At 36.8% G+C, this 22,930-nt stretch carries 22 protein-coding genes; 20 read left to right on the top strand and 2 right to left on the bottom strand.

Annotated elements, in window-relative coordinates; all coding sequences use genetic code 11:
• The first annotated feature begins 269 nt into the window (after positions 1–269).
• Complete coding sequence (locus MHI57_RS06055; RefSeq protein ID WP_095372775.1) at positions 270–947, top strand: zinc metallopeptidase; 678 nt, start codon at positions 270–272, stop codon at positions 945–947.
• 66 nt (positions 948–1,013) lie between these two features.
• Here MHI57_RS06055 and MHI57_RS06050 read toward each other — a convergent pair whose 3' ends face one another.
• On the bottom strand, positions 1,014–1,883 hold the full coding sequence (locus MHI57_RS06050; RefSeq protein ID WP_095372776.1) for a YitT family protein: 870 nt from the start codon (positions 1,881–1,883) through the stop codon (positions 1,014–1,016).
• 242 nt (positions 1,884–2,125) lie between these two features.
• On the opposite strand from MHI57_RS06050, the gene MHI57_RS06045 reads away from it, so the two are divergent.
• The 19 genes from MHI57_RS06045 (at position 2,126) to MHI57_RS05955 (ending at position 20,161) form a co-directional block, all read left to right on the top strand.
• Entirely contained in the window at positions 2,126–2,476 is a 351-nt protein-coding gene (locus MHI57_RS06045) for a nucleotide pyrophosphohydrolase (protein ID WP_095372777.1), read from the top strand.
• Positions 2,463–3,263: a 4-hydroxy-tetrahydrodipicolinate reductase gene (dapB, locus tag MHI57_RS06040; protein WP_095372778.1), complete on the top strand. Its 801-nt coding sequence runs from the start codon at positions 2,463–2,465 to the stop codon at positions 3,261–3,263. The genes MHI57_RS06045 and dapB overlap by 14 nt, the downstream gene beginning before the upstream one ends.
• Before the next feature lie 17 nt (positions 3,264–3,280).
• Complete coding sequence (mgsA, locus tag MHI57_RS06035) at positions 3,281–3,685, top strand: methylglyoxal synthase (protein WP_224937444.1); 405 nt, start codon at positions 3,281–3,283, stop codon at positions 3,683–3,685.
• Positions 3,686–3,687: 2 nt separating this feature from the next.
• Positions 3,688–4,398 (top strand): bacillithiol biosynthesis deacetylase BshB1, encoded by a 711-nt coding sequence (gene bshB1 / locus MHI57_RS06030; RefSeq protein WP_095372780.1) that lies wholly within the window; start codon positions 3,688–3,690, stop codon positions 4,396–4,398.
• 2 nt (positions 4,399–4,400) lie between these two features.
• Entirely contained in the window at positions 4,401–5,540 is a 1,140-nt protein-coding gene (bshA, locus tag MHI57_RS06025; protein WP_095372781.1) for an N-acetyl-alpha-D-glucosaminyl L-malate synthase BshA, read from the top strand.
• Positions 5,540–6,736: a CCA tRNA nucleotidyltransferase gene (locus MHI57_RS06020; RefSeq protein WP_095372782.1), complete on the top strand. Its 1,197-nt coding sequence runs from the start codon at positions 5,540–5,542 to the stop codon at positions 6,734–6,736. The genes bshA and MHI57_RS06020 overlap by 1 nt, the downstream gene beginning before the upstream one ends.
• Positions 6,721–7,701 (top strand): biotin--[acetyl-CoA-carboxylase] ligase, encoded by a 981-nt coding sequence (locus tag MHI57_RS06015; protein WP_340975387.1) that lies wholly within the window; start codon positions 6,721–6,723, stop codon positions 7,699–7,701. The genes MHI57_RS06020 and MHI57_RS06015 overlap by 16 nt, the downstream gene beginning before the upstream one ends.
• 253 nt (positions 7,702–7,954) lie before the next feature.
• Positions 7,955–8,791: a 3-methyl-2-oxobutanoate hydroxymethyltransferase gene (gene panB, locus MHI57_RS06010; RefSeq protein ID WP_307313060.1), complete on the top strand. Its 837-nt coding sequence runs from the start codon at positions 7,955–7,957 to the stop codon at positions 8,789–8,791.
• Complete coding sequence (gene panC / locus MHI57_RS06005) at positions 8,788–9,633, top strand: pantoate--beta-alanine ligase (RefSeq protein WP_307313061.1); 846 nt, start codon at positions 8,788–8,790, stop codon at positions 9,631–9,633. The genes panB and panC overlap by 4 nt, the downstream gene beginning before the upstream one ends.
• 21 nt (positions 9,634–9,654) lie before the next feature.
• On the top strand, positions 9,655–10,038 hold the full coding sequence (gene panD, locus MHI57_RS06000; RefSeq protein WP_095372786.1) for an aspartate 1-decarboxylase: 384 nt from the start codon (positions 9,655–9,657) through the stop codon (positions 10,036–10,038).
• Positions 10,039–10,294: 256 nt separating this feature from the next.
• Positions 10,295–11,665 (top strand): vWA domain-containing protein, encoded by a 1,371-nt coding sequence (locus MHI57_RS05995; protein WP_095372787.1) that lies wholly within the window; start codon positions 10,295–10,297, stop codon positions 11,663–11,665.
• 225 nt (positions 11,666–11,890) lie between these two features.
• On the top strand, positions 11,891–14,692 hold the full coding sequence (dinG, locus tag MHI57_RS05990) for an ATP-dependent DNA helicase DinG (protein ID WP_095372788.1): 2,802 nt from the start codon (positions 11,891–11,893) through the stop codon (positions 14,690–14,692).
• Between the two features lie 103 nt (positions 14,693–14,795).
• Positions 14,796–14,966, top strand: coding sequence for a YpmA family protein (locus tag MHI57_RS05985; RefSeq protein ID WP_340975385.1), 171 nt, complete (start codon positions 14,796–14,798; stop codon positions 14,964–14,966).
• 12 nt (positions 14,967–14,978) lie between these two features.
• Positions 14,979–15,458 (top strand): cell wall elongation regulator TseB-like domain-containing protein, encoded by a 480-nt coding sequence (locus MHI57_RS05980; RefSeq protein WP_095372790.1) that lies wholly within the window; start codon positions 14,979–14,981, stop codon positions 15,456–15,458.
• A gap of 77 nt (positions 15,459–15,535) precedes the next feature.
• Positions 15,536–16,726 (top strand): pyridoxal phosphate-dependent aminotransferase, encoded by a 1,191-nt coding sequence (locus MHI57_RS05975; RefSeq protein WP_095372791.1) that lies wholly within the window; start codon positions 15,536–15,538, stop codon positions 16,724–16,726.
• Between the two features lie 144 nt (positions 16,727–16,870).
• Complete coding sequence (asnS, locus tag MHI57_RS05970) at positions 16,871–18,163, top strand: asparagine--tRNA ligase (protein ID WP_157734009.1); 1,293 nt, start codon at positions 16,871–16,873, stop codon at positions 18,161–18,163.
• A gap of 132 nt (positions 18,164–18,295) precedes the next feature.
• Entirely contained in the window at positions 18,296–19,003 is a 708-nt protein-coding gene (locus tag MHI57_RS05965) for a DnaD domain-containing protein (protein ID WP_307313069.1), read from the top strand.
• Positions 19,004–19,021: 18 nt separating this feature from the next.
• Positions 19,022–19,675 carry an endonuclease III gene (nth, locus tag MHI57_RS05960; protein WP_224937456.1) on the top strand — a complete coding sequence of 218 codons (654 nt, stop codon included), beginning with the start codon at positions 19,022–19,024 and terminating at the stop codon, positions 19,673–19,675.
• Between the two features lie 6 nt (positions 19,676–19,681).
• Positions 19,682–20,161 (top strand): YpoC family protein, encoded by a 480-nt coding sequence (locus MHI57_RS05955; RefSeq protein ID WP_340975384.1) that lies wholly within the window; start codon positions 19,682–19,684, stop codon positions 20,159–20,161.
• A 122-nt stretch (positions 20,162–20,283) separates the two neighbouring features.
• On the opposite strand, the gene MHI57_RS05950 is transcribed toward MHI57_RS05955, so the two are convergent.
• The gene (locus tag MHI57_RS05950) at positions 20,284–22,926 is read right to left on the bottom strand and encodes a transglycosylase domain-containing protein (RefSeq protein ID WP_340975383.1); all 2,643 of its coding nucleotides are present in this window, start codon (positions 22,924–22,926) and stop codon (positions 20,284–20,286) included.
• Between the last annotated feature and the right edge of the window lie 4 nt (positions 22,927–22,930).

Here is a 22,930-nt window from a genome sequence, read left to right as displayed (position 1 = left end):
CAGGAAAAATGGACTTTCATCTTGAGGCATCTAGAGACGAAGCTACCCATTTTTTTTTGAATTGTTTGTAAGCAAGAATGGACCAATAATCAAGTTTTTTTAGAAACAAGTATCCATGTAAAGTCGTGTTTTCACTATTTACAAGGCCATTCTGTCATACTAAGAGACTAACTAAAAGCTTTAACTTAGTATGTGAATATTTCTTCCAGTGTTTGTCTACATGATGCACATGTAGATGATAAGCTTATACTTTATTAGGAGGTTCACCTATGTCGTTTTTGATTTACTTTATCATTATTATGATTGTCCCGATTGCTATTCAAATGTACTTGAAGAAGACGTATAAGAAACATTTACAAATATCTACTTCTTCAAATATGACTGGAGCAGAAGCGGCTAGAAAAGTTTTAGATGAAAATGGGCTTTATAATGTCTCTATCGAACCAGTAAAGGGGCAACTTTCAGACCATTATGATCCGAGAGATAAGACCGTGAGGTTATCTGAGGATAATTATTATGGATCTTCCATTGCTTCTGTATCAGTGGCGACACACGAAGTGGGTCATGCCATTCAAGATGCTGAAGACTATGCTTTCTTACGCTTTAGACATGCGCTTGTTCCAGTTGCGAACATTGGCTCTAACTTATCCTTCTTTTTCATCTTAGGAGGATTATTGTTTCAATTTACTGGTATGATGTTACTAGGTATCATTTTCTTTGCAGCAGCGGTATTATTCCAGGTAATTACATTACCGGTTGAGTTTAACGCCTCATCAAGAGCACTCAATGTTATGGTAAGCTCTGGTGTGATTAGAAATGATGAAGAGTCTGGCGCTAAAAAAGTATTAAATGCAGCAGCTCTAACTTATGTAGCGGCAACAGTTATCGCTGTTATGGAATTACTGCGTTTTGTTCTTGCTTTTATTGGCATGAACAATGATGATTAATATATTTTAAATGTAAAAGCAACTGCTCACTTGAGGTAGTTGCTTTTTGTTAGTTTTTTAGTAATCTCAGCGTTCTAAAGGTTTTTTGTTTTCATCCAATGTAAATCCTTCTCCTAAGACATCGTGCACTTGTGATACGGTGACAAATGCATTAGGATCAACTGAATGGATAAGGTTCTTCAATTTAGTTAGTTCATTTCGAGCCACTACGCAATATAATACTTCACGATCCAGCTTAGTAAATGACCCTCGACCTTTTAAAACTGTGACACCTCTCTCCATTTCATAGAGAATTTTCGCTGATATCTCTTCATTTTTCTCAGAGATAATCATTGCACCTCTTGCAGAATAAGCTCCTTCTTGGATAAAGTCGATTACTTTCGCGCCAACAAAAACGGCAACTAGAGTATACATTGCCTCATAATATTTGAGGTAAAAAATCAGTGATAATGCAATCACGCAAAAGTCAAATACAAACATCGTTTTACCCATAGAAGTACCGGTATACTTATTAACGAGTCGTGCAATTATATCAACGCCACCCGTTGTTCCACCATATCTGAAAATTATACCGAGACCAACACCGATAAAAACACCTGCGAACAGTGCAGCTAAAGTAAGATCATTCTTTAATGGCATATGTATTTGATATCTTTGGAATATTTCAAGGAAAAGAGAAACGCCTAGCGTACCAATAATCGTATAGATAAAGGCTTTTTTACCAAGTAGTTTCCATCCTATGAAAAATAAAGGAATATTCAAAATCAAATTCGTATAAGATGGATTCCAATCAAATAAGAAATACAATAAGAGCGTGATACCTGTAAAGCCACCTTCTGCTAAGTTGTTTTGCATATTAAAGTGAACAATACCGAAAGAGAATATACTAGCGCCAAACAGAATAAGGATAATATTCTTAATTTTCAATCCAAACATTCACTGTGCCCTCCGAAATAATGACATATATTACTTGCCATCTCATTATATAGATTCAATAGAGGATAAGCAATCACACATTAATAGGGGAGCATGGCAGCCGATTCTCGCATACATATACTATTTTTATGGGACAGAAATAAAGAATTAAACGATAGGAATTGTAAAAATGGTTATGTTTAGCTAACATGGAGAGTGTGAATAAAATGATTTGAAAAGGTATGTATATGAGGTGAGAAACAATGAGTAAGTCGATGGAAGAATTACAGAGGGAAGTAGACACCTATATTGGGCAATTTAAAGAGGGGTATTTTAGTCCACTTGCTATGGTGGCAAGATTAACAGAGGAATTAGGGGAGCTGGCAAGAGAAGTCAATCATACATATGGTGAAAAACCAAAAAAGAGTACAGAAAAAGAAAAAGCAATAGAAGAAGAAATGGGAGACATGCTTTTTGTTTTAATTTGTCTTGCTAATTCTCTAAATATAGATTTAGCAAAAGCGCATGACCAAGTGATGCATAAGTTTCAAACGCGCGATAAAGATAGATGGACACGTATTGAAGAAGGGGGAAAAAATAATGAAGACAATTAAGATCGTGATTGCAGGTCCAAGAGGTAGAATGGGGAGTGAGGCAGTTAAGTTAGTTCAGAAAAAAGATAAATATGAATTAGTAGCTGTTGTAGATCATAAAAATGATGGTGGTAATTTAAGTGATTTTAAAGGCTTTGAGGGAATCGATGTTCCTGTTTATTCTGATATAGAAAAATGTTTTAAAAATGAAGATTGTGATGTTCTTATTGATTTAACCACGCCTGAAGTTGGTATGTATCATACGAAAACAGCACTTACTTATGGAGTGAGACCAGTTGTTGGTACAACTGGATTTACCAAAGAGAACTTACAAGAACTAGAGGATTTATGTCATGAAACTAATTTAGGTGCGATTATTGCGCCAAACTTTGCAGTTGGTGCTGTGCTTATGATGAAATTTTCACAAATGGCAGCTAAGTACTTTAATGATGTAGAGATTATTGAAATGCACCATGATCAAAAACTAGATGCACCATCTGGCACTGCTGTTAAAACAGCTGAGATGATTCGTGATGTAAGAGAGAGTAAGCAACAAGGACATCCAAATGAAAAGGAAACGCTAGCTGGAGCTCGTGGGGCTGATTTTGATGGAATGCATATCCACTCCGTAAGACTTCCTGGCTTAATTGCACATCAACAAGTAATGTTTGGTTCTAGTGGACAAACACTGCAAATTCGCCATGATTCATACAATCGCGAATCATTCATGAGTGGTGTTGCATTAGCTGTCGATACTGTAGTTAAAATTGATACGTTAGTTTACGGATTAGAAAATATTATCGAGTAAGTATGGAGGCGGTGCCGATGAACATTGCATTAATTGCTCATGACAAAAAGAAGAATGATATTGTGAATTTTTCTAAAGCGTATCAAGTTATTCTTTCACAGCACCAATTATTTGCAACTGGTACGACGGGTTTAAGGTTACAGCAGGAAGCTAATCTAACTGTGCATCGTTTTCAATCTGGACCACTTGGTGGGGATCAGCAAATTGGAAGTATGATTGCGCAAAATAAAATGGATCTCGTCTTGTTTTTTAGAGACCCGCTCACCGCACAACCACATGAACCAGATATTACGGCGTTAATCCGATTATGTGATGTTTACGCTGTACCATTAGCGACAAATATGGGCACAGCGGAAGTCCTAATAAAAGGACTTGAACGAGGAGATTTTTCCTGGAGAGAAATTATAAAAGAGAGTGAATAGAAATGAACGAAATAAAGCTTGATATCCTTGCTTTCGGAGCGCATGCCGATGATGTAGAAATCGGCATGTCAGGAACAATAGCGAAGTATGTGGAAAAAGGTTATAAAGTAGGGATTTGCGATTTAACAGAAGCCGAGCTGTCTTCTAACGGTAATCCTACTCTGAGGAAAACAGAAGCAATTGCAGCAGGGCGAATATTAAATGTGTCTGTAAGAGAAGGACTTCATTTAGGTGATAGACAGTTATTTTTAACAAGTGAGCGTATCAAACAGGTAGTAGAAATGATTAGGAAGTATCAGCCGACAATTGTCTTTGCACCATATGAAATAGATAGGCACCCGGATCATGCGAATGCAACGAAAATTGTTGAAGAAGCAGTCTTCTCTGCAGGTATTCGTAAATATCAAACAAATGAGTATCAAACGGATCATAAAGTGAAAAGCTTTTACTATTATATGATTAATGGTTTTCACCAACCTGATTTTATGATAGATATTACATCAACAATAGACAAAAAGATCGCCAGTTTAAATGCTTACCAAAGTCAATTCACAAAAACGGAGGGAGCTGTCGATACTCCGTTAACAAATGGCTATGTGGAAATGGTTGAAGCTAGAGAACGCCTATTTGGACAGCAAGTTGGTGTCAAATATGCAGAAGGTTTTAAGGTGAAAAAACCTTTGATGATCGAAAACGATTTATTTGGAGTGTAAGAATGAATAGAAAACTTAAAATAGGGATTACTTGCTATCCGACTGTTGGTGGGTCAGGGGTAATTGCCACAGAACTCGGAAAAATGCTGGCAGAAAGAGGACATGAAATTCACTTTATTTCTTCTAGCATTCCTTTTCGTTTAAATAAGATATATCATAATATTTTTTACCATCAAGTAGAGGTTAATCAATACTCTGTTTTTCAATATGCGCCTTATGACATCGCGTTAGCAAGCAAGATGGCAGAAGTCATTAAAAGAGAAAATCTTGACTTACTTCATGTACATTATGCAGTGCCACATGCGATCTGTGCCATATTAGGGAAGCAAATGAGCGGGCGAGATGTTAAAATCGTTACAACTTTGCATGGAACAGATATTACGGTTCTTGGTTATGACTCATCGTTAACTGATGCGATAAAGTTTGGAATTGAACAATCGGATCGTGTTACTGCTGTTTCCAATGCATTAATCGCACAAACTTACGACTTAATCAATCCACAGAAAAAAATTATTCCCGTATACAATTTTATTGATGAGCGTGAATATGTAAAAAAAGATGTAGATTACTTGAAAGAAGAATTTCAAATAGCTGAAGACGAGAAGGTTATTATTCATGTGTCTAACTTTCGTGGTGTAAAAAGAGTAGATGACGTCGTGCGTTCGTTTGCTAAAATTGCCGAACATATAAAAGCTAAGCTCCTACTTGTAGGTGATGGTCCACAGATGAGTGATATTTCAAAATTAGTAGACCAATTATCCTTAAAACACCAAGTTATATTTCTTGGCAAACAAGACAACTTAGCGGAACTTTATTCCATTAGTGACTTGATGCTTTTATTGTCCGAAAAGGAAAGCTTTGGCTTAGTCGCACTTGAAGCAATGGCATGCAATGTACCGTGTATAGGGACTAATGTTGGAGGTATTCCGGAAGTTATCCAAGATGGTGTAAATGGATATATTTGTGAACTGGGTGATATTGAAAGTATTGCAGCAGTCGCATTAGATATTTTACAAGATGAAAAATTACATACAAAATTATCATTACAAGCTAAAGAATCTGTACTGACAAGTTTCCATGCCGATAAGATTGTTTCACAATACGAGCAGCTTTATTTTGATCTATTAAGTGAGGCGAAATGATGAAACCAATATTTCAAAGAGCTATTCCGATTATTGAAAAGCTTGAGGAAGCAGGTTATGAAGCCTATTTTGTCGGTGGTGCAGTGAGGGATCTTCTAATTGGTCGTGAAATAGCAGATGTAGATATCGCTACATCTGCAACACCGATTGAAATGAAAGCGATTTTTTCTAAAACGGTTGATGTAGGTATTGAGCATGGTACCATACTTATTCTTCTAAAAGGTGAAGCATATGAAGTAACAACATATAGGGCAGAGTCAACGTATAGTGACTTTAGAAGACCGGATGAAGTCCGTTTTATCCGTCATTTAAAGGAGGATTTACAGAGAAGAGACTTTACTATGAATAGCATTGCTATGGATAAAAATGGTGAATTAATTGACCCCTTCGCTGGAAGGGAAGCAATCAAAAATAGAGAAATAAAGACCGTTGGTTCAAGTGAAGAACGCTTTAATGAGGATGCCTTAAGAATGATGCGAGCGCTGCGCTTTAAAAGTCAATTAGGTTTCCTGCTCGAAGAAGGAACATATGATGCATTAAAAAAGAAAGTGCATCTACTGCAACATGTGGCAGTTGAAAGGAAGCTCGTTGAATTTAATAAATTATTACAAGGAGACTATCGAGTAGATGCCTTGACGCTTCTGCAAGACTCAAACTTGCATCACTATTTACCAATGCTTTCGCAAAAGGAGAAGGGACTTAATCAGCTCGTCACTTATCCTCTTCAATCATTATCTTTGCTTGAAATATGGGTTCTGCTCTTAAAGGTTTTTCAATTAAATGAGCATGAAGCAAAGATAGGATTAAAAGAATGGAAGATGTCAAGTAAAGACATGAAAGAAATACTCAATCTATATCAATGGTTCCAAAAAAGACTATCAACACCTTTTCAAGCTACTACAATTTACCAAAGTGGTTTATCAGTAGCAGTGAGTGCTGAAAAACTTCATCAAGTTTACAATCATGAAAGAGTAGAATATCCTGATCATTTAGTAGAAATGTATAGCAAATTGGCGATTACTTCAAGAAAACAATTAGCAGTCAATGGCAATGATATTATCACTTGGAGTCAGCAATCAGCTGGTCCTTGGCTAAAGGAATTGTTAGCAAAAGTGGAGGAAGCAATTATACTTGGAGAATTACAAAATAATAAAGAAGATATCAGGGAGTGGCTGTTTCAATGGAATCAGAAATAAGGAAGAAGTTATTAAATGCCTTCACGACTCACCAAGATGATTATTTGTCAGGGCAAGCTATTGCAGATTTACTCGGTTGTTCACGCACAGCAGTGTGGAAACATATAGAGAATCTTCGTAAAGAAGGGTTTGAATTTGAAGCGGTGAGACGAAAAGGATATCGCATCGTTGCTACACCCAAAAAAGTGATTGCTGATGAAATACGTTATGGGTTGAAAACAAATATACTTGGTAGTCATATCCATTATGAAGAATCAGTGGACTCCACACAAAAAGTCGCCCATCAATTAGCAACAGATGGTGCATGTGAAGGTACGATTGTAGTAGCAGAAGAGCAAATTAGCGGTAGAGGGAGAATGGATCGAAAATGGATATCCCCTAAATATACAGGTGTTTGGATGAGTGTCATTCTTAGGCCGCAGCTTCCTCCTCATCGTGCACCGCAATTAACACTTATTGCAGCTGTTGCTGTTGTTCAGGCAATCGAGAAAGTGACCGGTTTAACAGCTGAAATTAAATGGCCTAATGATGTGTTGATTAATGGCAAAAAAGTAACAGGGATATTAACAGAGATGCAAGCAGATGCAGATCGAATCGTTTCTATTATTATGGGGATTGGTATTAATGTGAATCAGAAATTAGAAGACTATCCCGAGGAGATTCAACCTATCGCCACCTCCCTTGCAATTGAAAAGAAAGAAGAAATCTCGCGCGCACAGATTATTCAAACCCTTTTATTCAAGCTCGAAAAACTGTATCAACTGTATTTACAGAATGGTTTTCAACCGATAAGAATTTTATGGGAAAGTTATGCCATTAGTATAGGGAAGAATATAAAAGCACGTACACTATCTGGTACCATAGTGGGCAAAGCGATAGGAATTACAGATGAAGGCATATTGCTTTTAGAAGATGAGGCTGGTGTGCGACATCAAATTTATTCTGCAGACATTGATTTAGAATAATATATATTTTTTATAGAAAGTTAACACAATTATTGATATACTTTGTGTGGGCAGTATCGGTAAGAACTGCACCTGTTTGACCATCATTTATACGCGAAATCTGCCTAGATCCATTTAGGACCAGGACAGAGGGATGAGTTTAATAATGAGAACACACACTATCCTTCTGCACTTTTTTGTAGAAGGTTATTTTTATGTCTTTCTCATTATCAGTAGTTCATCACCTCTTCCTATTAAAAAAGGAGGAAGTAGGATGAAACAAACGACTGATTTTTTGAAAATGAAAAGTAAAGGTGAGAAAATAGCCATGCTCACGGCATATGATTTTCCACAGGCTAAATTATCAGAGCAAGCTAATGTCGATATGATTCTTGTCGGCGACTCACTAGGAATGGTTGTATTAGGTTATGATTCAACGATTCCGGTCACAATGGATGATATGATTCACCATGCTAAAGCTGTGAAGCGCGGGGCAAAAGACACTTTTATCGTGGTAGATATGCCGTTTATGAGCTACCATATTTCCATGGAAGACGCGCTCATAAATGCGAGAACCCTGATTCAAGAAACTGGTGCTCATGCAGTTAAGGTTGAGGGTGGAGATGAAGTAATAGATAAAATTACTGCAATGACAAATGCAGGTATACCAGTTGTCGCACATTTAGGTTTAACACCACAATCCGTTGGTGTGTTAGGTGGTTACAAAGTACAGGGTAAAGATGCAAAAGCAGCCCAAAAACTAATCAATGATGCAAGAAAATGTGAACAAGCGGGGGCTTTTGCTCTTGTTCTTGAATGTGTGCCGCAACAGCTATCTAAAGAAGTATCATTAATCTTAAATATCCCGACAATTGGGATTGGTGCGGGTGTGCATACAGATGGCCAAGTACTTGTGTACCACGACATTCTCACATATGGCGTGGAGCGCGTACCAAAGTTTGTTAAGCGCTATTTAAATAGTGGAGAAATGATGGAAGAAGCCATTTCTTCGTATGTAAAAGAGGTTAAGAGTGGACAATTTCCAGAGGATAGCCATTCTTTTAATATGAAAGAAGAAGAACTTTTAAGTCTCTACGGAGGAAAGAAATGAAAAAAGTGACAAGCATCAAAGAAATGCAGAAAATCATCAAAGGCTTCCAACGAGAAGGAAAATCAATTGGGCTTATCCCGACTATGGGTTATTTGCATGAAGGCCACTTAACATTAGCTAAAAAAGCACGTTCACAAAATGATATAGTCGTCATGAGTGTTTTTGTAAATCCGCTACAGTTCGGAGAAAATGAAGATTTAGCCACTTATCCGAGAAATTTAGAAAGAGATATGCAATTAGCAGCAGAAGTGAAGGTAGATTACCTGTTTCATCCAGCAGCAGAAGAAATGTATCCGCAGAAGCAAGCAATAACAATGCATGTTGAAGAAAGAACAGAAAGACTTTGTGGTGCTTCTAGACCTGGACATTTTGACGGTGTTGTCGTGGTTGTTTCTAAATTATTTAATATAATTCAGCCGGAAAGAGCTTACTTCGGTAAAAAAGACGCACAACAACTTGCTGTAATAGATTTGCTTGTGAAAAATTTAAATTTTCCGATTGAACTTATTGCAGTGGATACGGTGAGAGAAAGTGATGGGTTGGCAAAGAGCTCAAGAAATGTATTTTTAACAGAAATAGAGCGCAAAGAGGCGGCTGTGCTTTTTGAGAGTTTACAGGCAGCGGAAGCAATCATCACAGAAGGAGAAAAAAATACAGCACGTATCATTGACGTGATGAAAACAATGCTCCATGAGAAGACAAGTGGTGAAGTCGATTATATTGAGGTTCTTTCTTATCCAGAATTACAACCAAGCGATGAAGTTAATGGTGTAATCATTATAGCGTTGGCCGTGAAATTTACCAAGGCCCGCTTAATCGATAATATCATCATCACAGCATGAGGTCATAGAGGAGGGTTTAATATGTACAGAACAATGATGAATGGCAAAATTCATAGAGCAACAGTAACAGAAGCGAACCTAAACTACGTCGGCAGTATTACGATTGATAGTGATATTTTAGATGCTGTTGATATGTTACCAAATGAGAAGGTACAAATCGTTAATAACAATAATGGAGCAAGATTCGAAACGTATATTATTCCTGGTGAAAGAGGGAGTGGTGTTATTTGTGTTAATGGCGCTGCCGCACGTCTCGTTCAACAAGGGGATATTGTGATTATCATTTCATATGCTCAAGTAGCGGAGGAAAAACTCAAAGGTCATCAACCAAAAGTAGCGATTATGGGAGCAGATAATCAAATCATTGATATGCTTCACCAGGAACCAGCTAGTACGATTTTGTAAAATTATAGAACTGTTTGAGAAAAATGCTTGAGTGAATAAGCACGAACAAATTCTGTTTTAAAAAAGGATTTGTTTGTGCTTTTTATTGTGTTTATCGATACAAATAGTTACTAAGCAGATAGGGGTCATTGCAGACTTGTTATATTCATAGTTTCTTTTTGCACAAAATGACAACAGTTTTAGTTAATAATGGTAAAATAATTCGTATGAGTATGAAGGGATAAAGAGAAATAAACCATTGAAGGAGACGGTCAAGGTGAAAAAAACAGCTTTATTATTAGCATTAGCAGTCTTGTCGATATTCATCATTGTTGCGTGTAGTAACGGAGAGACAAAAAAAGAAGAAGTTTTAGATGAGGATGAATCAATTGAGGCTGTAGCAGATAAAGCAAATGATATAAAAGATGAAGAAAATCCAGTTTCTCAAACTTCGTTACCTATTCCCCAATCGTTTAAGGAATCAGTTGACTATGGTTACACAGGGGAATGGGCGATGAAGGAATTTTCCAATGAAGTAAAGTCGGCACTTGATCAGCTACCCTCTATTACGATGGAGGCTACAGAAGAAGAGATTGATGCTTATGAACGTGACATCTTTTCCCTATTTAAAGAGAATTTAAGTATGCCAAATGTACCGATTGATCAATGGCAAGCAATGAAATTTGCAGATCCAACCGTTACAGATGAGGAAAGCCAATTAAAGAAAAATTATAATGTAGCTATATTACTTGATGCTAGTGGTAGTATGGGTGCCCTAGAAAATGGAAAAACAAGAATGGAACTTGCAAAAGAAGCGATTAATCAATTTGTTGATAGTTTGCCAGAAAAAGCGAAAGTTTCATTAACTGTATATGGACATAAAGGAACAGGAGATGAAGCAGATAAAGAAGTTTCATGCAGTACTGTAGAAGAAGTGTATTCTCTTTCAGCCTATGATAGTAAAGAGTTTACAAATGCTCTAGGTAAATTTAATCCAGCTGGATGGACACCAATGACAAAAGCAGTTGAACAAGCAATGGTTAATTTAGAATCACATGATGGTTCAGAGAATACGAATATTATTTATCTTGTGAGTGATGGAATCGAAACTTGTGGAGGAAATCCTGTACAGGCAATGGAAAAACTGAGTGATTCTAACTTAAGTCCAGTCGTTCAAATCATTGGCTATCAAGTTAATAACGATGGCTTAACGCAGTTGAAAGAAATGGCAAGGGCTGCAAATGGACAGTTTATTAATGTCCAAAATCAAGAGGATTTAAAGGCAGAATTTAAACGAACCACGGAAATGGCTGAAGTATGGTCAGAATGGCATAGAAATAGCAATGATGCCATTAATAATCTTAATAAAACGGTGCAAAAACAATTAAATGACTGGCATCAAAAAGAGCAGGAAAAGATGAATAGAGAGCGTAAAAATCTACAATTGGCTATCAATTATTTAAATGAGGAAAACAAGATAGATACCGATGTTTTCTTACGCTTAGATGAAAACTATCGGGCATACTATTTACAAGTCGATAAAGAAGCACGTAATCTTTATCTTGAACTGGATCAACTGAACAGGGAATCATTTCTTGATAACTGGGAAGAGATTAGTGAGATATTCTTAAAAAACGTGAGTGAATAAGAAGATAGAATGTACAATTTGCAAAAGTGTTCAGAAGAGAAGAAAAGCTCATTTGGTTAGGTGTAAATTGATAGGGTTATGCAAATTTTATTAGAATTATTTACTATAAACGAAGGGTATCTTTTTGATGATTAAACTCCTCATTTGCGAAATAAAGAAAGATAACTTTCTCTTTTATCCTTTTTATGATAACGTTTTGTGTGACAGAATGTTCGAGGTGTAACCATGAGTAATAAATATGTTGTCGTAGATTTAGAAACAACAGGAAATTCACCTAAAAAGGGTGATCAAATTATACAATTAGCAGCAGTAGTGATTGAAAATGGACAGATAACTGAACAGTACGCTTCACTTGTACAACCAAGTCACAGTATTCCTCCATTTATAGAAGAACTAACCGGACTAACAGACGAAATGGTGGCCACAGCACCTAAATTTTCAGAGATTGCCAAGAAAGTGGAGCAAATGCTTGAAGGTGCCTACTTCGTTGCACATAATGTCCTTTTTGATTTATCGTTTTTACAGGAAGAGTTTAAAATGGCTGGTTTAGCCGGTTTTTATGGGCCAATTATAGATACAGTTGAACTGGCAAGGATTTTTTTACCAAGTGAGGATAGCTATAAGCTATCTGATTTATCGCTAAACTTAGGTCTCTCTCATGTGAGACCACATCAAGCGGATAGCGATGCTTATGTAACAGCAGAATTACTTTTAATATTAGAACAGAAAATGAAAAGCTTACCATTGCTTACTTTGAAACAATTAAAAGATATTTCCTTTGGCTTAAAAAGTGACTTAGATTTATATTTAGATGATTGGATTCAATGGAAAGAGGAGAGCCATCAATCCCTTCCTAGCAATTTAGAAATTGATCATGGAATCGCTCTTCGTAAAAGTCAAAACAAGCAAGAAGGTAAATTAAACAAATCTGGTATCTTGTATCCTTATACAAAAGAAGAAAAAGAAGCTTATTTGCAAAAAGTGTTCAAACCTTTTGAATCACGAGAGGGACAATATCAGATGATGGATGCAGTTTATAAGGCATTTATTTCCGAACAACATTCACTTATTGAAGCGGGAACTGGTGTAGGTAAATCATTGGCTTATTTACTTCCTTCTATTATTTTTTCTTTGCAGGAAAACGAAAGAATTGTGATTAGTACCTTCACAACTCAACTTCAAGATCAATTGCTTCAGAAAGACTTACCTTTACTAACGCAAATGATACCAATGCCAATAAAGGCAAGTATTCTAAAGGGAAGAAATCATTATATTAGTTTAGCAAAGTTTATTCATACACTTAGAAGTCATGATGATAACTATGATACATGCTTAACGAAGATGCAAATTTTAGTATGGTTAACGGAAACAACAACAGGCGATGTCGACGAACTTAATTTATCTAGTGGCGGTCAATTGTATTGGAATCAAATTAAAAATAACCGCATGTTATTTATTAACGACAAGGACTTTAGAGAAAAAGACTTTTATAATCGTGCAAAGAAGCAAGCTGAGTCAGCACAATTGATTATTACGAATCACAGTATGTTACTTTCTGATACAATCAGTGATTATGATATCTTGCCATCATATCAATATGCAATTATTGATGAGGCTCATCATTTTGTAAAAGCTGCATCTCCTTATTTTGGACGCATGCTAGATTTTATGACTGTTCGGCTCACGATTAATAAATTAGGATTATTCGAACAAAAAGAGTGGATCTTTCAGCTTGAGCAATTGCTAGAAGAAGTCGGTGTTTCAAATGAGGTTATTCATTCATTTGAGGTAAATGAGATGATGGAGAGCTTACATACAGAAATGGATGAGTTCTTTTACTTAATTTCGAAGCTTGTGCAAAAATCTAGTCCTAAGAAGAGTAAATTAGTGCGAGTGAAAATGAATGTCCAAAACCTAATCGCTAAATATGGGCGTCAAATGGATATCCAAGTGGAGAGGTTTTCTTCTATTCTAAAAGAGGTTATTCAAATGTTGACAGCAAGGCTACATGCTATTCAAAATGGACCATCTCCTATTGCGGAAAAGTCACAGCCTCTATTAGAAGATGTCGCATCTGCTGTAAGGGAATTAGAAGGTTATGTCAATTCGTTGGACTTCTTTTTTAAAAACAGCCAAGATTCTCCCTTAGCATCATGGGTAGAAGTTGATTTACGTGCAATTCAGAATGTCACTTCTATTTATGCGGAACCATTAGATGTCTCTGAACGGCTAAGTCAGTCCTTTTTTACCAAGAAAAAAAGTGTTGTTTTAGCCTCTGCTACAATGACCGTAAACCAGTCGTTTCAATATATGGAGAAAGAATTAGGCCTAGAAGGTTTACCTTGTACTAGTCAGCAAATCCCTTCACCATTTCAATATGAAAGACAAGTGAAAATGATTATACCGAAAGACTTACCAGATATTAAAGCGGTGAAAATGGAAGAGTATATTGCCAGTATCGCAGAGCAAATTATTTCCGTTGCTGAAGTAACCAAGGGGCGCATGCTCATTTTATTCACTTCATTTGAAATGCTTAAAGAAACGTATCAACTCATAAAGGAATCGGACTTTCTTAGTGAGTACGCGATCTTTGCTCAAGGAATCTCAGGAGGTAGTCGCTCGCGATTGACGAGAAATTTCCAAAAGTTTGATAAAGCGATATTATTAGGCGCAAGTAGTTTTTGGGAGGGTGTAGATATTCCTGGAGAAGACTTATCATGCTTGATTATCGTTCGCCTACCATTTGCACCGCCTGATGACCCTGTAGCTAGTGCGAAAGCTGCAAAGATGAAAAGAGATGGGGGAAATCCTTTTAAAGAGCTCGCTATACCGGAAGCTGTGATTCGTTTTAAACAAGGGTTTGGCCGCTTAATTCGTTCGAATACCGACAGGGGTGTTGTGATTGTATTTGATAGAAGAATTAAAACTGCAAGTTATGGAAAAGCTTTTCTACAATCGATACCGTCTGTTGAAGCAAAAGAGTGTGATTTGAATGAAACGATTCATATCATTGAAGAATGGTTATAATTTTTAAAAACTAATCGTCTAATATTTATGCAAACCATTTTTACTGGTATACTATTAGACGTAACAGAGAAAATCGGCCTTACTTGTCAAGGAGGAAATACAGATGGAAAGCAAGATTGAGATCTTATCAACAGTAACGATTCAAAATAGTCCAGATTTATACAAAGTTGTTGATAGTTTAAACAGAACATTAAAAGAAAAAGATTTAATGTTCGGCTTAGCATTGGATAAGAATGATGATAGCAAAGCTGTTTTTACAATATATCGTACATAGGTAGTGAAAAGAATGAAAAAAATACTAATCATCGTACTAGCCATTATGGTTGTCATTATCGGTTTTTCGGCAAAAGTTTATATAAAAGCGATGGAGCCGATAAATCAAGCGGAAAAAGTGGCAAAAGAAAAAGCGGAAAATGAGGCGAATCTACAGACCGTAAAAAGAGTAACTCTATATAATGGTAATGAAACGTATTACATTATTGATGGCATTACACAAGAAGATGAAGAGGTGTATGTATGGGTTTCAGCCGATTCTGAGGATGAAGTGATTATAAAAAATAAAGAAGATGGGATTTCAAAAGAAGAAGCAATCGAAAAGGTAAAGAATAAAAAAAATCCCAATGATATTATTTCTGTCAACCTTGGAATGGAAAAATCTATCCCTCTGTGGGAGATTTCCTATAAAACTGGCGAAGGCCTTCTGAATTATTATGTAATAGATTATGAGACAGGTAACGAAGAATTAAAAATATTAGAAAATCTTTAAATAAGTGGTTTGGATGACTATTCCATGGTCAGCTTATATATATAAAGATAGATTACACATTCTGGAGGATTAGGATAATGAACTTTGAACTAGCACAAAGAGTGCAATCACTGACACCATCTACAACTTTAGCAATTACAGCTAAGGCAAAAGAAATGAAGGCACAAGGAATTGATGTTATTGGTTTAGGTGCGGGTGAACCAGACTTTAATACACCCCAGCATATTATTGATGAAGCTGTTCAATCTATGAATGAAGGATATACGAAGTATACTGCAGCTGCAGGACTTCCTAAACTCAAAGAAGCCATTTCTAACAAGTTTAAACAAGATCAAGGGATTGATATTCCAGCGTCGGATATTATTGTTACAAGTGGTGCTAAGCATGCGTTATACACTTTATTCCAAGTCATCTTGAATAAAGGTGATGAGGTCATTATTCCAACTCCGTATTGGGTAAGTTATCCAGAGCAAGTTAAACTAGCAGGCGGAAAGCCGGTATTTATTGATGGTCTTGAAGAAAATGAATATAAGGTCACGCCTCAGCAGTTAGAGACCGTTATAACAGATCGCACAAAAGCCGTCATCATTAATTCACCTAGTAACCCAACAGGCATGCTTTATAGCAAACCGGAACTAGAAGCGATTGGTGAATTTTGTTTGAAACATAATATCTTAATTATTTCTGATGAAATCTATGAAAAGTTGACTTATGATGGACATCAGCATATTTCGATCGCACAAATCAGTCCAGAATTGAAAGAGCAGACGATTATAATCAATGGAGTTTCAAAGTCTCATTCAATGACAGGGTGGAGAATTGGTTATGCTGCCGGAAATACAGCCATTATAAAAGCAATGACAAACCTTGCAAGTCATAGTACATCTAATCCAACTACTCCTTCTCAATACGGAGCGATTGCAGCTTATAATGGTTCACAGCAACCTGTAGAAGAAATGAAAAATGCGTTTGAAGAACGTTTAAATATTATCTATCAACAATTAGTAGCTATTCCAGGTTTCACATGTATTAAACCACAAGGTGCTTTTTATCTATTCCCTAACGTAGAAGAAGCAGCAAAGCTTACAGGTTATGAAGATGTTGATGCGTTTGTAAAAGGATTATTAGAAGAAGCGAAGGTAGCTGTTATTCCTGGTTCTGGTTTTGGATCTCCGAAAAATATTCGTTTATCGTATGCGACATCACTTGATCTATTAGAAGCAGCTGTTCGTCGAATACATGAATTTGTGAATCAAAAACTGCAGTAATCGTTAAAGGAAGTGGAGCCCTTCACTTCCTTTTCTCATGCTAGAGTTATGTATGATGAAAAGTTGCCTCGAGAATCAGAGAAGGGTATAATAAAGGCGACTTGAATCTAATTGGTAAATGTTTTTGGAAGGGGTATTAAATTGATTAAAACGACAATTGCTGAAACGTATAAATATGTTGATCAAGAAGTAAAAATAGGTGCATGGATTGCAAATAAACGCTCCAGTGGGAAAATTGCCTTTCTACAGCTACGTGATGGGTCTGGCTTTATCCAAGGTGTGGTTGTAAAAGCAGATGTTTCTGAAGAAGTATTTAAAGCAGCAAAATCGGTTACACAAGAATCTAGTGTGTACGTAATAGGGAAAGTACAAAAAGAAGATCGTTCACCTTTAGGTTATGAATTACTCGTTACAGATGTAGAAGTGATTCATGAATCTACTGATTATCCAATTACGCCGAAAAATCATGGAACAGAGTTTTTGATGGATCACCGTCACCTATGGTTACGTTCACGAAAACAACATGCTGTGATGAAAATTCGTAATGAAATCATTCGTGCTACATATGAATTCTTTAATGAAAATGGTTTCTCAAAGGTTGATCCACCGATTCTAACAGGTAGTGCACCTGAAGGAACATCTGAATTATTTGCTACCAAGTATTTCGATGAAGATGCATACTTATCTCAGAGCGGTCAATTATATATGGAAGCTGCGGCGATGGCTTTAGGGAAAGTTTTCTCATTTGGGCCAACATTCCGAGCTGAGAAGTCAAAAACGAGACGCCATCTAATCGAATTTTGGATGATTGAACCGGAAATGGCTTTTTATGAGTTTGAAGACAATCTGAAAGTGCAAGAAGAATATGTCTCCTATATTGTCCAAGCTGTTGTGAAAAACTGCCAAGTTGAATTGAAGACATTAGACCGAGATGTGTCTAAATTGGAGAAAATTCAAGCACCATTCCCAAGAATTTCATATGATGAAGCCATTACGTTTTTACAAGAAAAAGGGTTTGATGATATTACATGGGGAGAAGACTTTGGCGCGCCACACGAAACAGCGATTGCCGAGAGCTATGATAAACCCGTTTTTATTACACATTACCCAACAAAAATCAAGCCTTTCTACATGCAGCCAGATGCTGAAAGAGAAGATGTTGTCCTTTGTGCGGATTTAATAGCGCCAGAAGGATATGGAGAAATTATTGGCGGATCAGAGCGTATCCACGATTACGAGCTATTGAAACAAAGATTGGCAGAACATGAATTAGACATGGATGCATACAAATGGTATTTAGAATTAAGACAATACGGTTCAGTTCCTCATTCTGGTTTTGGATTAGGTCTAGAGCGAACAGTTGCTTGGATTAGTGGTGTGGAGCATGTGAGAGAGTCGATTCCATTCCCAAGACTTCTAAACCGTTTATATCCTTAAGCTTTTCACACAATAACAAACGAAAAAGAGTCATTTTGTGGCTCTTTTTCACTTTTTTACACCTTTTATTTGAATACATTTCTATACTTTTCTTAAAAGGGTTCATGATATACTTGTATGGAGGTGTGTATGATGCCAAAGAAGATATTATTAAAATGGTTACAGGAAAAAGACATTACAATTCCTGGAGCTTTATTAACGCAGTACAAAGCAATGAACCTAAAAGAAGAGGAAGTAGTCCTTATCCTCCATTTGATTTCAATTAGTGATAAGGGAAATGACTTCCCGACACCTTTTGAACTTGCAGAAGTAATGACCTATTCAGCAGAGGACTGTGCGGGGATGCTTCGCCGTTTAATACAAAAAGGGTTAATCACTATAAATGAGGGTTATAGTGAAGAGGGTATTCGCTTTGAAAAATACTGTTTAGATAATTTTTGGGAAAAATTAGCAGATGCTTTTTTAATTGCAGATAAAAGAAATGAAGCAAAAGAAAATCAGCAAGACGAAATTGATTTGTATTCAGTGTTTGAAAGTGAATTTGGCAGGCCGCTCTCTCCTTTTGAATGTGAAACTCTAGCGCTTTGGTTAGATGATGACCATCATGAGGTGAAAATCATTAAGGCAGCATTAAAAGAAGCGGTCATATCTGGTAAATTGAATTTCCGCTATATTGATCGTATCTTGTTTGAATGGAAAAAGAATGGTATAAAAACAGTAGAACAAGCAACGAATCAAGGGAAGAAATTTAGACAAAACCAAGTGAAGAGAATGAAAAGTGTAGAGAATAGTGATAAGAGAAATGAGTCGCTACCTTTTTATAATTGGTTAGAACAATAGTATGAATGGTGATGATATATGTTAAATAAGAAAGACATTAGATATTGTTTAGATAAGATGGGAGAAATGTTTCCCGATGCTCACTGCGAGCTCGTTCATAAGAATCCTTTTGAACTTGTGATTGCGGTGGCATTATCAGCGCAGTGTACCGATGTATTAGTGAATAAAGTGACGAGCAAGCTTTTTTTAAAGTACAAAACACCAGAGGATTATTTAAATGTATCCATTGAAGAATTACAACAGGATATCCGCTCGATTGGTTTATATAGAAATAAGGCAAAAAACATTCAAAAACTATGTCGCATGTTAATAGATGACTATGATGGTGTGGTTCCTGCTGATCGCGATGAATTAACAAAGTTACCAGGAGTCGGAAGGAAGACAGCGAATGTGGTTGTATCAGTGGCCTATAATGTCCCTGCAATAGCTGTTGATACACATGTGGAGAGGGTAAGTAAACGTCTTGGCTTTTGTAGATGGAAGGATTCAGTTCTAGAGGTCGAAAAAGCACTTATGAAGAAAATACCAGAAGAAGAGTGGTCTGTGACCCACCATCGCTTAATTTTCTTTGGGCGTTATCATTGCAAAGCACAAAATCCAAAGTGCCAAGAATGTCCAGTTCTTGATATTTGTAGAGAAGGTAAAAAGAGAATGAAAAGTTTAGGTGCGTAAAATAATATGAATGAGCGGTTAAAAAGGTTACAGCATCCTTTTTTTAATAATATACAGGATCAAGTAGGGGAGTTTGTCCCATTTTATTACGAAAGACAGTTGTATCAAGGAATAGCTTCTGAAAAACCTTGGGAAGAGTCAGAGCGATTCATCGCAATGATTCTTAAAGAATGGGATCAATTAAAGATCAGGCTAAAATCAGCCCATCAACAAAGAGATAAGCAGGAAGCAGAGCAACTCATGGTTTTGGGAGTTGCCCTTTTAGTTCAATATGTGTATTGGTTAAATGAAAAACCAGTCTCACTGGATGAACAACAAATAGGTGATGGTTTGGTACATCTCCCATTCAACTTTGCCGATCGATTACAATTTATTATGGGGCAACCTGCACTTCATTTAGCTTTTATTCAATTAATAGAACTCATGAATGAAGTAATTAAATTAGATGCTAAGAATAGGGTAAGAAAAAAACACTCGAAGCAATAAAAATGCGAAGAGTGTTTTTTATTATGCAGAAGCTTTAGCAAATGCCTTCTTGAATATTTTGAAACAATCACACAGGTAAGATAAAGGCAGAGAAGATAGCTTCTCTGCCTTTAACATAACGATTATTCCTCAGGGTTTTCATCTGGTGGTGATGGTGGTTGTTCTTCTTCAGGTGATTGATTTTCTTCTTCACTATTATCTTCATTACCATTACCATTACCATTCTCATTACCATTGTTGTTATCGTTGCCCTCACCATTGTTATTTCCATTTCCATCGCCATTTTCGCTGTTATTTCCGTCACCATTGCCATTCTCGTTCTCATTGCCACCTTCTTCGTCTCCAGGTGGTTGTTGTCCATCACCTGGCGTTTCTTCGTCAGGTGGTTCGACTTCTTCTGGCTCTTCTTCATTGGCCGGTATGTTAACAGATGTTTGGGCAGCATCACTTTCCTTATCATCTTGAACCGCTTTGACGGTGAAGGTATATGTGCTATCAGGTTCAGGATTTTCAATTGTAAGTGATGTTTCAGATGTTGTCGTGAGCTCTTGGGCACCGCCATCATTAATAGCGCCGGTCACCACAAACTGAGTATTATCTTTGTCTTTATGTTTCCATACGAGTTCGATCGTATTGGCTTCTTTATTATATTTGGCATTGAAACCATTCGGTGCTTCAAGTTTATCGAACTTTTCAGAGACTGTTTTTGGTGCATTTCCTTTGACAGCGTACTCTGTAATAATTTGATCACTTGGTGTATATTCGCTTGCTAGTTTTGCAGGGTTGCTACCTTTTTCAATCGCCACTTTTTCAACAGAGTTAGGCATTTTGAAATCAGCTGTTTCTTTCCCTTCTGAAGCATATTGCATAATGTTTTTAAAGAGCATTTGGGCAATCTTCTGATCGTATCCGTTTGATGGTAGGTAAGTCTTCCTACTTTCATATCCGGTCCAAATTGCTGCCGTATAATTCGTTGTATAACCAGCAAACCAGGCATCTGGTGTTGCACCGTTAGGGATATCATACTTTTGTTTTTCTTCTGCTGTATAATTTGTTGTCCCTGTTTTTCCAGCTACAGGTAATCCCGGGATATTTGCTGTTGTACCGGTACCGCTTGAGATAGCTGTCTTCAGCATATCTGTAATCATAAAGGCAGTGTAATCATTCATCACCGCTTCACTTTCAGGTGTGGTGTCAATTTTCGTACCATCACGCATTTCAATGGCTTTGACAGTATGAGGATCTGTATAGAAACCTTCATTGGCAAATGCGCTATAAGCACCTGCCATTTCCATTGGAGAAACGGCCTTTGTACCAAGTACAGATGACTCATAATATTCATCTTTAAAGTTAAAGCCTAGTCGATTAGCAAATTCCATTGATTGCTCAGTGCCCACTTCTTGAATAGCTTTAACAGCAGGTATATTCCGTGACTCTGCCAATGCTTGGCGCATCGTCATCGTCCCTTTAAACGAGTTATCCCAGTTATTTACTTCGGTTCCTTCACTGTATTTATATGGCTCATCAACAAGTGTATGATAAGTGCCCCATTGATTAAATTCAATGGCAGGTGCATATCCGGCGATCGGTTTAAATGTTGAACCTGCTTGACGTTTTTGGTCTGTGGCAAAGTTGAAGCCACGTTTTACTTCTTGATTCCGTCCGCCACCAATCGCCCGAACTTCACCATTACTTGAATCTAATAAAGTAATCCCTGCTTGGAATTCTTCATCAGGATATTGTATGACATCTTCGCTATTTAAGATATTTGAAACATATTTTTGGATATCTTTGTCTGCTGTTGTATGAATTGTTAAACCATCGGAAAAGATATCGAGGTCAGGATATTTTTCAGTTACTTCATCAATGACAACATCGACAAATGAATCATAAGGTGTATCATCTTCTATTTCTCTTTCACCTTCAGCAACTAACCCTTCAGTGACAGGAATGGATTGTGCTTCAGTCTTTTGCTCTTCGGAAATGAATCCATGTTGGTTCATTAAAGATAAAACAATGTTACGTCGTTTTTCGGCATTTTCTGGATGAGTAAACGGGTTATAGTTGTTTGGACTTTGCGGCATCCCTGCAAGTAATGCGGCTTCATGTAACTCCAGTTCATCCAAATCTTTACCAAAATATAAACGTGATGCTGTTAACACACCGTGACTATTTTCTGACATGTAAATTTTATTCACATACATTTCAAAGATTTCTTGCTTCGTATATTTTCGTTCCAATTGGAATGAAAGCCAAGCCTCTTGTGCTTTACGGCTAATTGTTTTTTCATTATTTAAGAATGAGTTCTTTACGACCTGTTGAGTAATCGTACTAGCGCCCTCAGAACCAAAACCTTTTGTTACGTTGGCGATAACTGCTCCACCTAATCGAATTAAATCCATGCCATTATGTTCATAAAAGCGAACATCTTCTGTTGCCAGAAAAGCATTTTCAACAAGGTCAGGTATATCTTCATATTCAACATAATCTAAATTTCCAGCACCGACTTCCGTAATTTTTTCACCATTTATATCGAGAAGTACCGACGGAATAGGGTCCTTTAATAGTGCTGGATCTAGCTCGGGAGCATCCTTAACCATAAAGGCAAATGTAGCTGCGCCTGCAATCATCCCAACAATACCGAGTGCAATTAATGTGAGAAAAATCTTCTTGAATAACGTTTTTCCTGATTTTTTCTTCTTCGGTTTAGGTGATTGCTGTTGTTGTTTTCGGCGCTCCTCCCTAGATTTATACTGTTCTGACATATAA

The organism is Cytobacillus sp. FSL K6-0129, from assembly GCF_038007625.1.
In the GTDB taxonomy this organism is placed as follows: Bacteria; Bacillota; Bacilli; order Bacillales; family Cytobacillaceae; genus Cytobacillus; species Cytobacillus kochii.
Note: the sequence above shows the minus strand (reverse complement) of the source record. Positions and strands in the feature narration are given on the sequence as shown.

Coding starts and splice junctions, on each gene's coding strand:
- MHI57_RS06015 (WP_340975387.1), top strand. CDS start 6,721: ATGGAATCAGAAATAAGGAAGAAGTTATTAAATGCCTTCACGACTCAC.
- MHI57_RS06055 (WP_095372775.1), top strand. CDS start 270: ATGTCGTTTTTGATTTACTTTATCATTATTATGATTGTCCCGATTGCT.
- dinG (WP_095372788.1), top strand. CDS start 11,891: ATGAGTAATAAATATGTTGTCGTAGATTTAGAAACAACAGGAAATTCA.
- MHI57_RS06050 (WP_095372776.1), bottom strand. CDS start 1,883: ATGTTTGGATTGAAAATTAAGAATATTATCCTTATTCTGTTTGGCGCT.
- MHI57_RS05975 (WP_095372791.1), top strand. CDS start 15,536: ATGAACTTTGAACTAGCACAAAGAGTGCAATCACTGACACCATCTACA.
- MHI57_RS05950 (WP_340975383.1), bottom strand. CDS start 22,926: ATGTCAGAACAGTATAAATCTAGGGAGGAGCGCCGAAAACAACAACAG.
- panD (WP_095372786.1), top strand. CDS start 9,655: ATGTACAGAACAATGATGAATGGCAAAATTCATAGAGCAACAGTAACA.
- MHI57_RS05955 (WP_340975384.1), top strand. CDS start 19,682: ATGAATGAGCGGTTAAAAAGGTTACAGCATCCTTTTTTTAATAATATA.
- mgsA (WP_224937444.1), top strand. CDS start 3,281: ATGAACATTGCATTAATTGCTCATGACAAAAAGAAGAATGATATTGTG.
- MHI57_RS05965 (WP_307313069.1), top strand. CDS start 18,296: ATGCCAAAGAAGATATTATTAAAATGGTTACAGGAAAAAGACATTACA.
- MHI57_RS06045 (WP_095372777.1), top strand. CDS start 2,126: ATGAGTAAGTCGATGGAAGAATTACAGAGGGAAGTAGACACCTATATT.
- panB (WP_307313060.1), top strand. CDS start 7,955: ATGAAACAAACGACTGATTTTTTGAAAATGAAAAGTAAAGGTGAGAAA.
- panC (WP_307313061.1), top strand. CDS start 8,788: ATGAAAAAAGTGACAAGCATCAAAGAAATGCAGAAAATCATCAAAGGC.
- dapB (WP_095372778.1), top strand. CDS start 2,463: ATGAAGACAATTAAGATCGTGATTGCAGGTCCAAGAGGTAGAATGGGG.
- bshA (WP_095372781.1), top strand. CDS start 4,401: ATGAATAGAAAACTTAAAATAGGGATTACTTGCTATCCGACTGTTGGT.
- MHI57_RS05985 (WP_340975385.1), top strand. CDS start 14,796: ATGGAAAGCAAGATTGAGATCTTATCAACAGTAACGATTCAAAATAGT.
- nth (WP_224937456.1), top strand. CDS start 19,022: ATGTTAAATAAGAAAGACATTAGATATTGTTTAGATAAGATGGGAGAA.
- bshB1 (WP_095372780.1), top strand. CDS start 3,688: ATGAACGAAATAAAGCTTGATATCCTTGCTTTCGGAGCGCATGCCGAT.
- MHI57_RS05980 (WP_095372790.1), top strand. CDS start 14,979: ATGAAAAAAATACTAATCATCGTACTAGCCATTATGGTTGTCATTATC.
- MHI57_RS06020 (WP_095372782.1), top strand. CDS start 5,540: ATGAAACCAATATTTCAAAGAGCTATTCCGATTATTGAAAAGCTTGAG.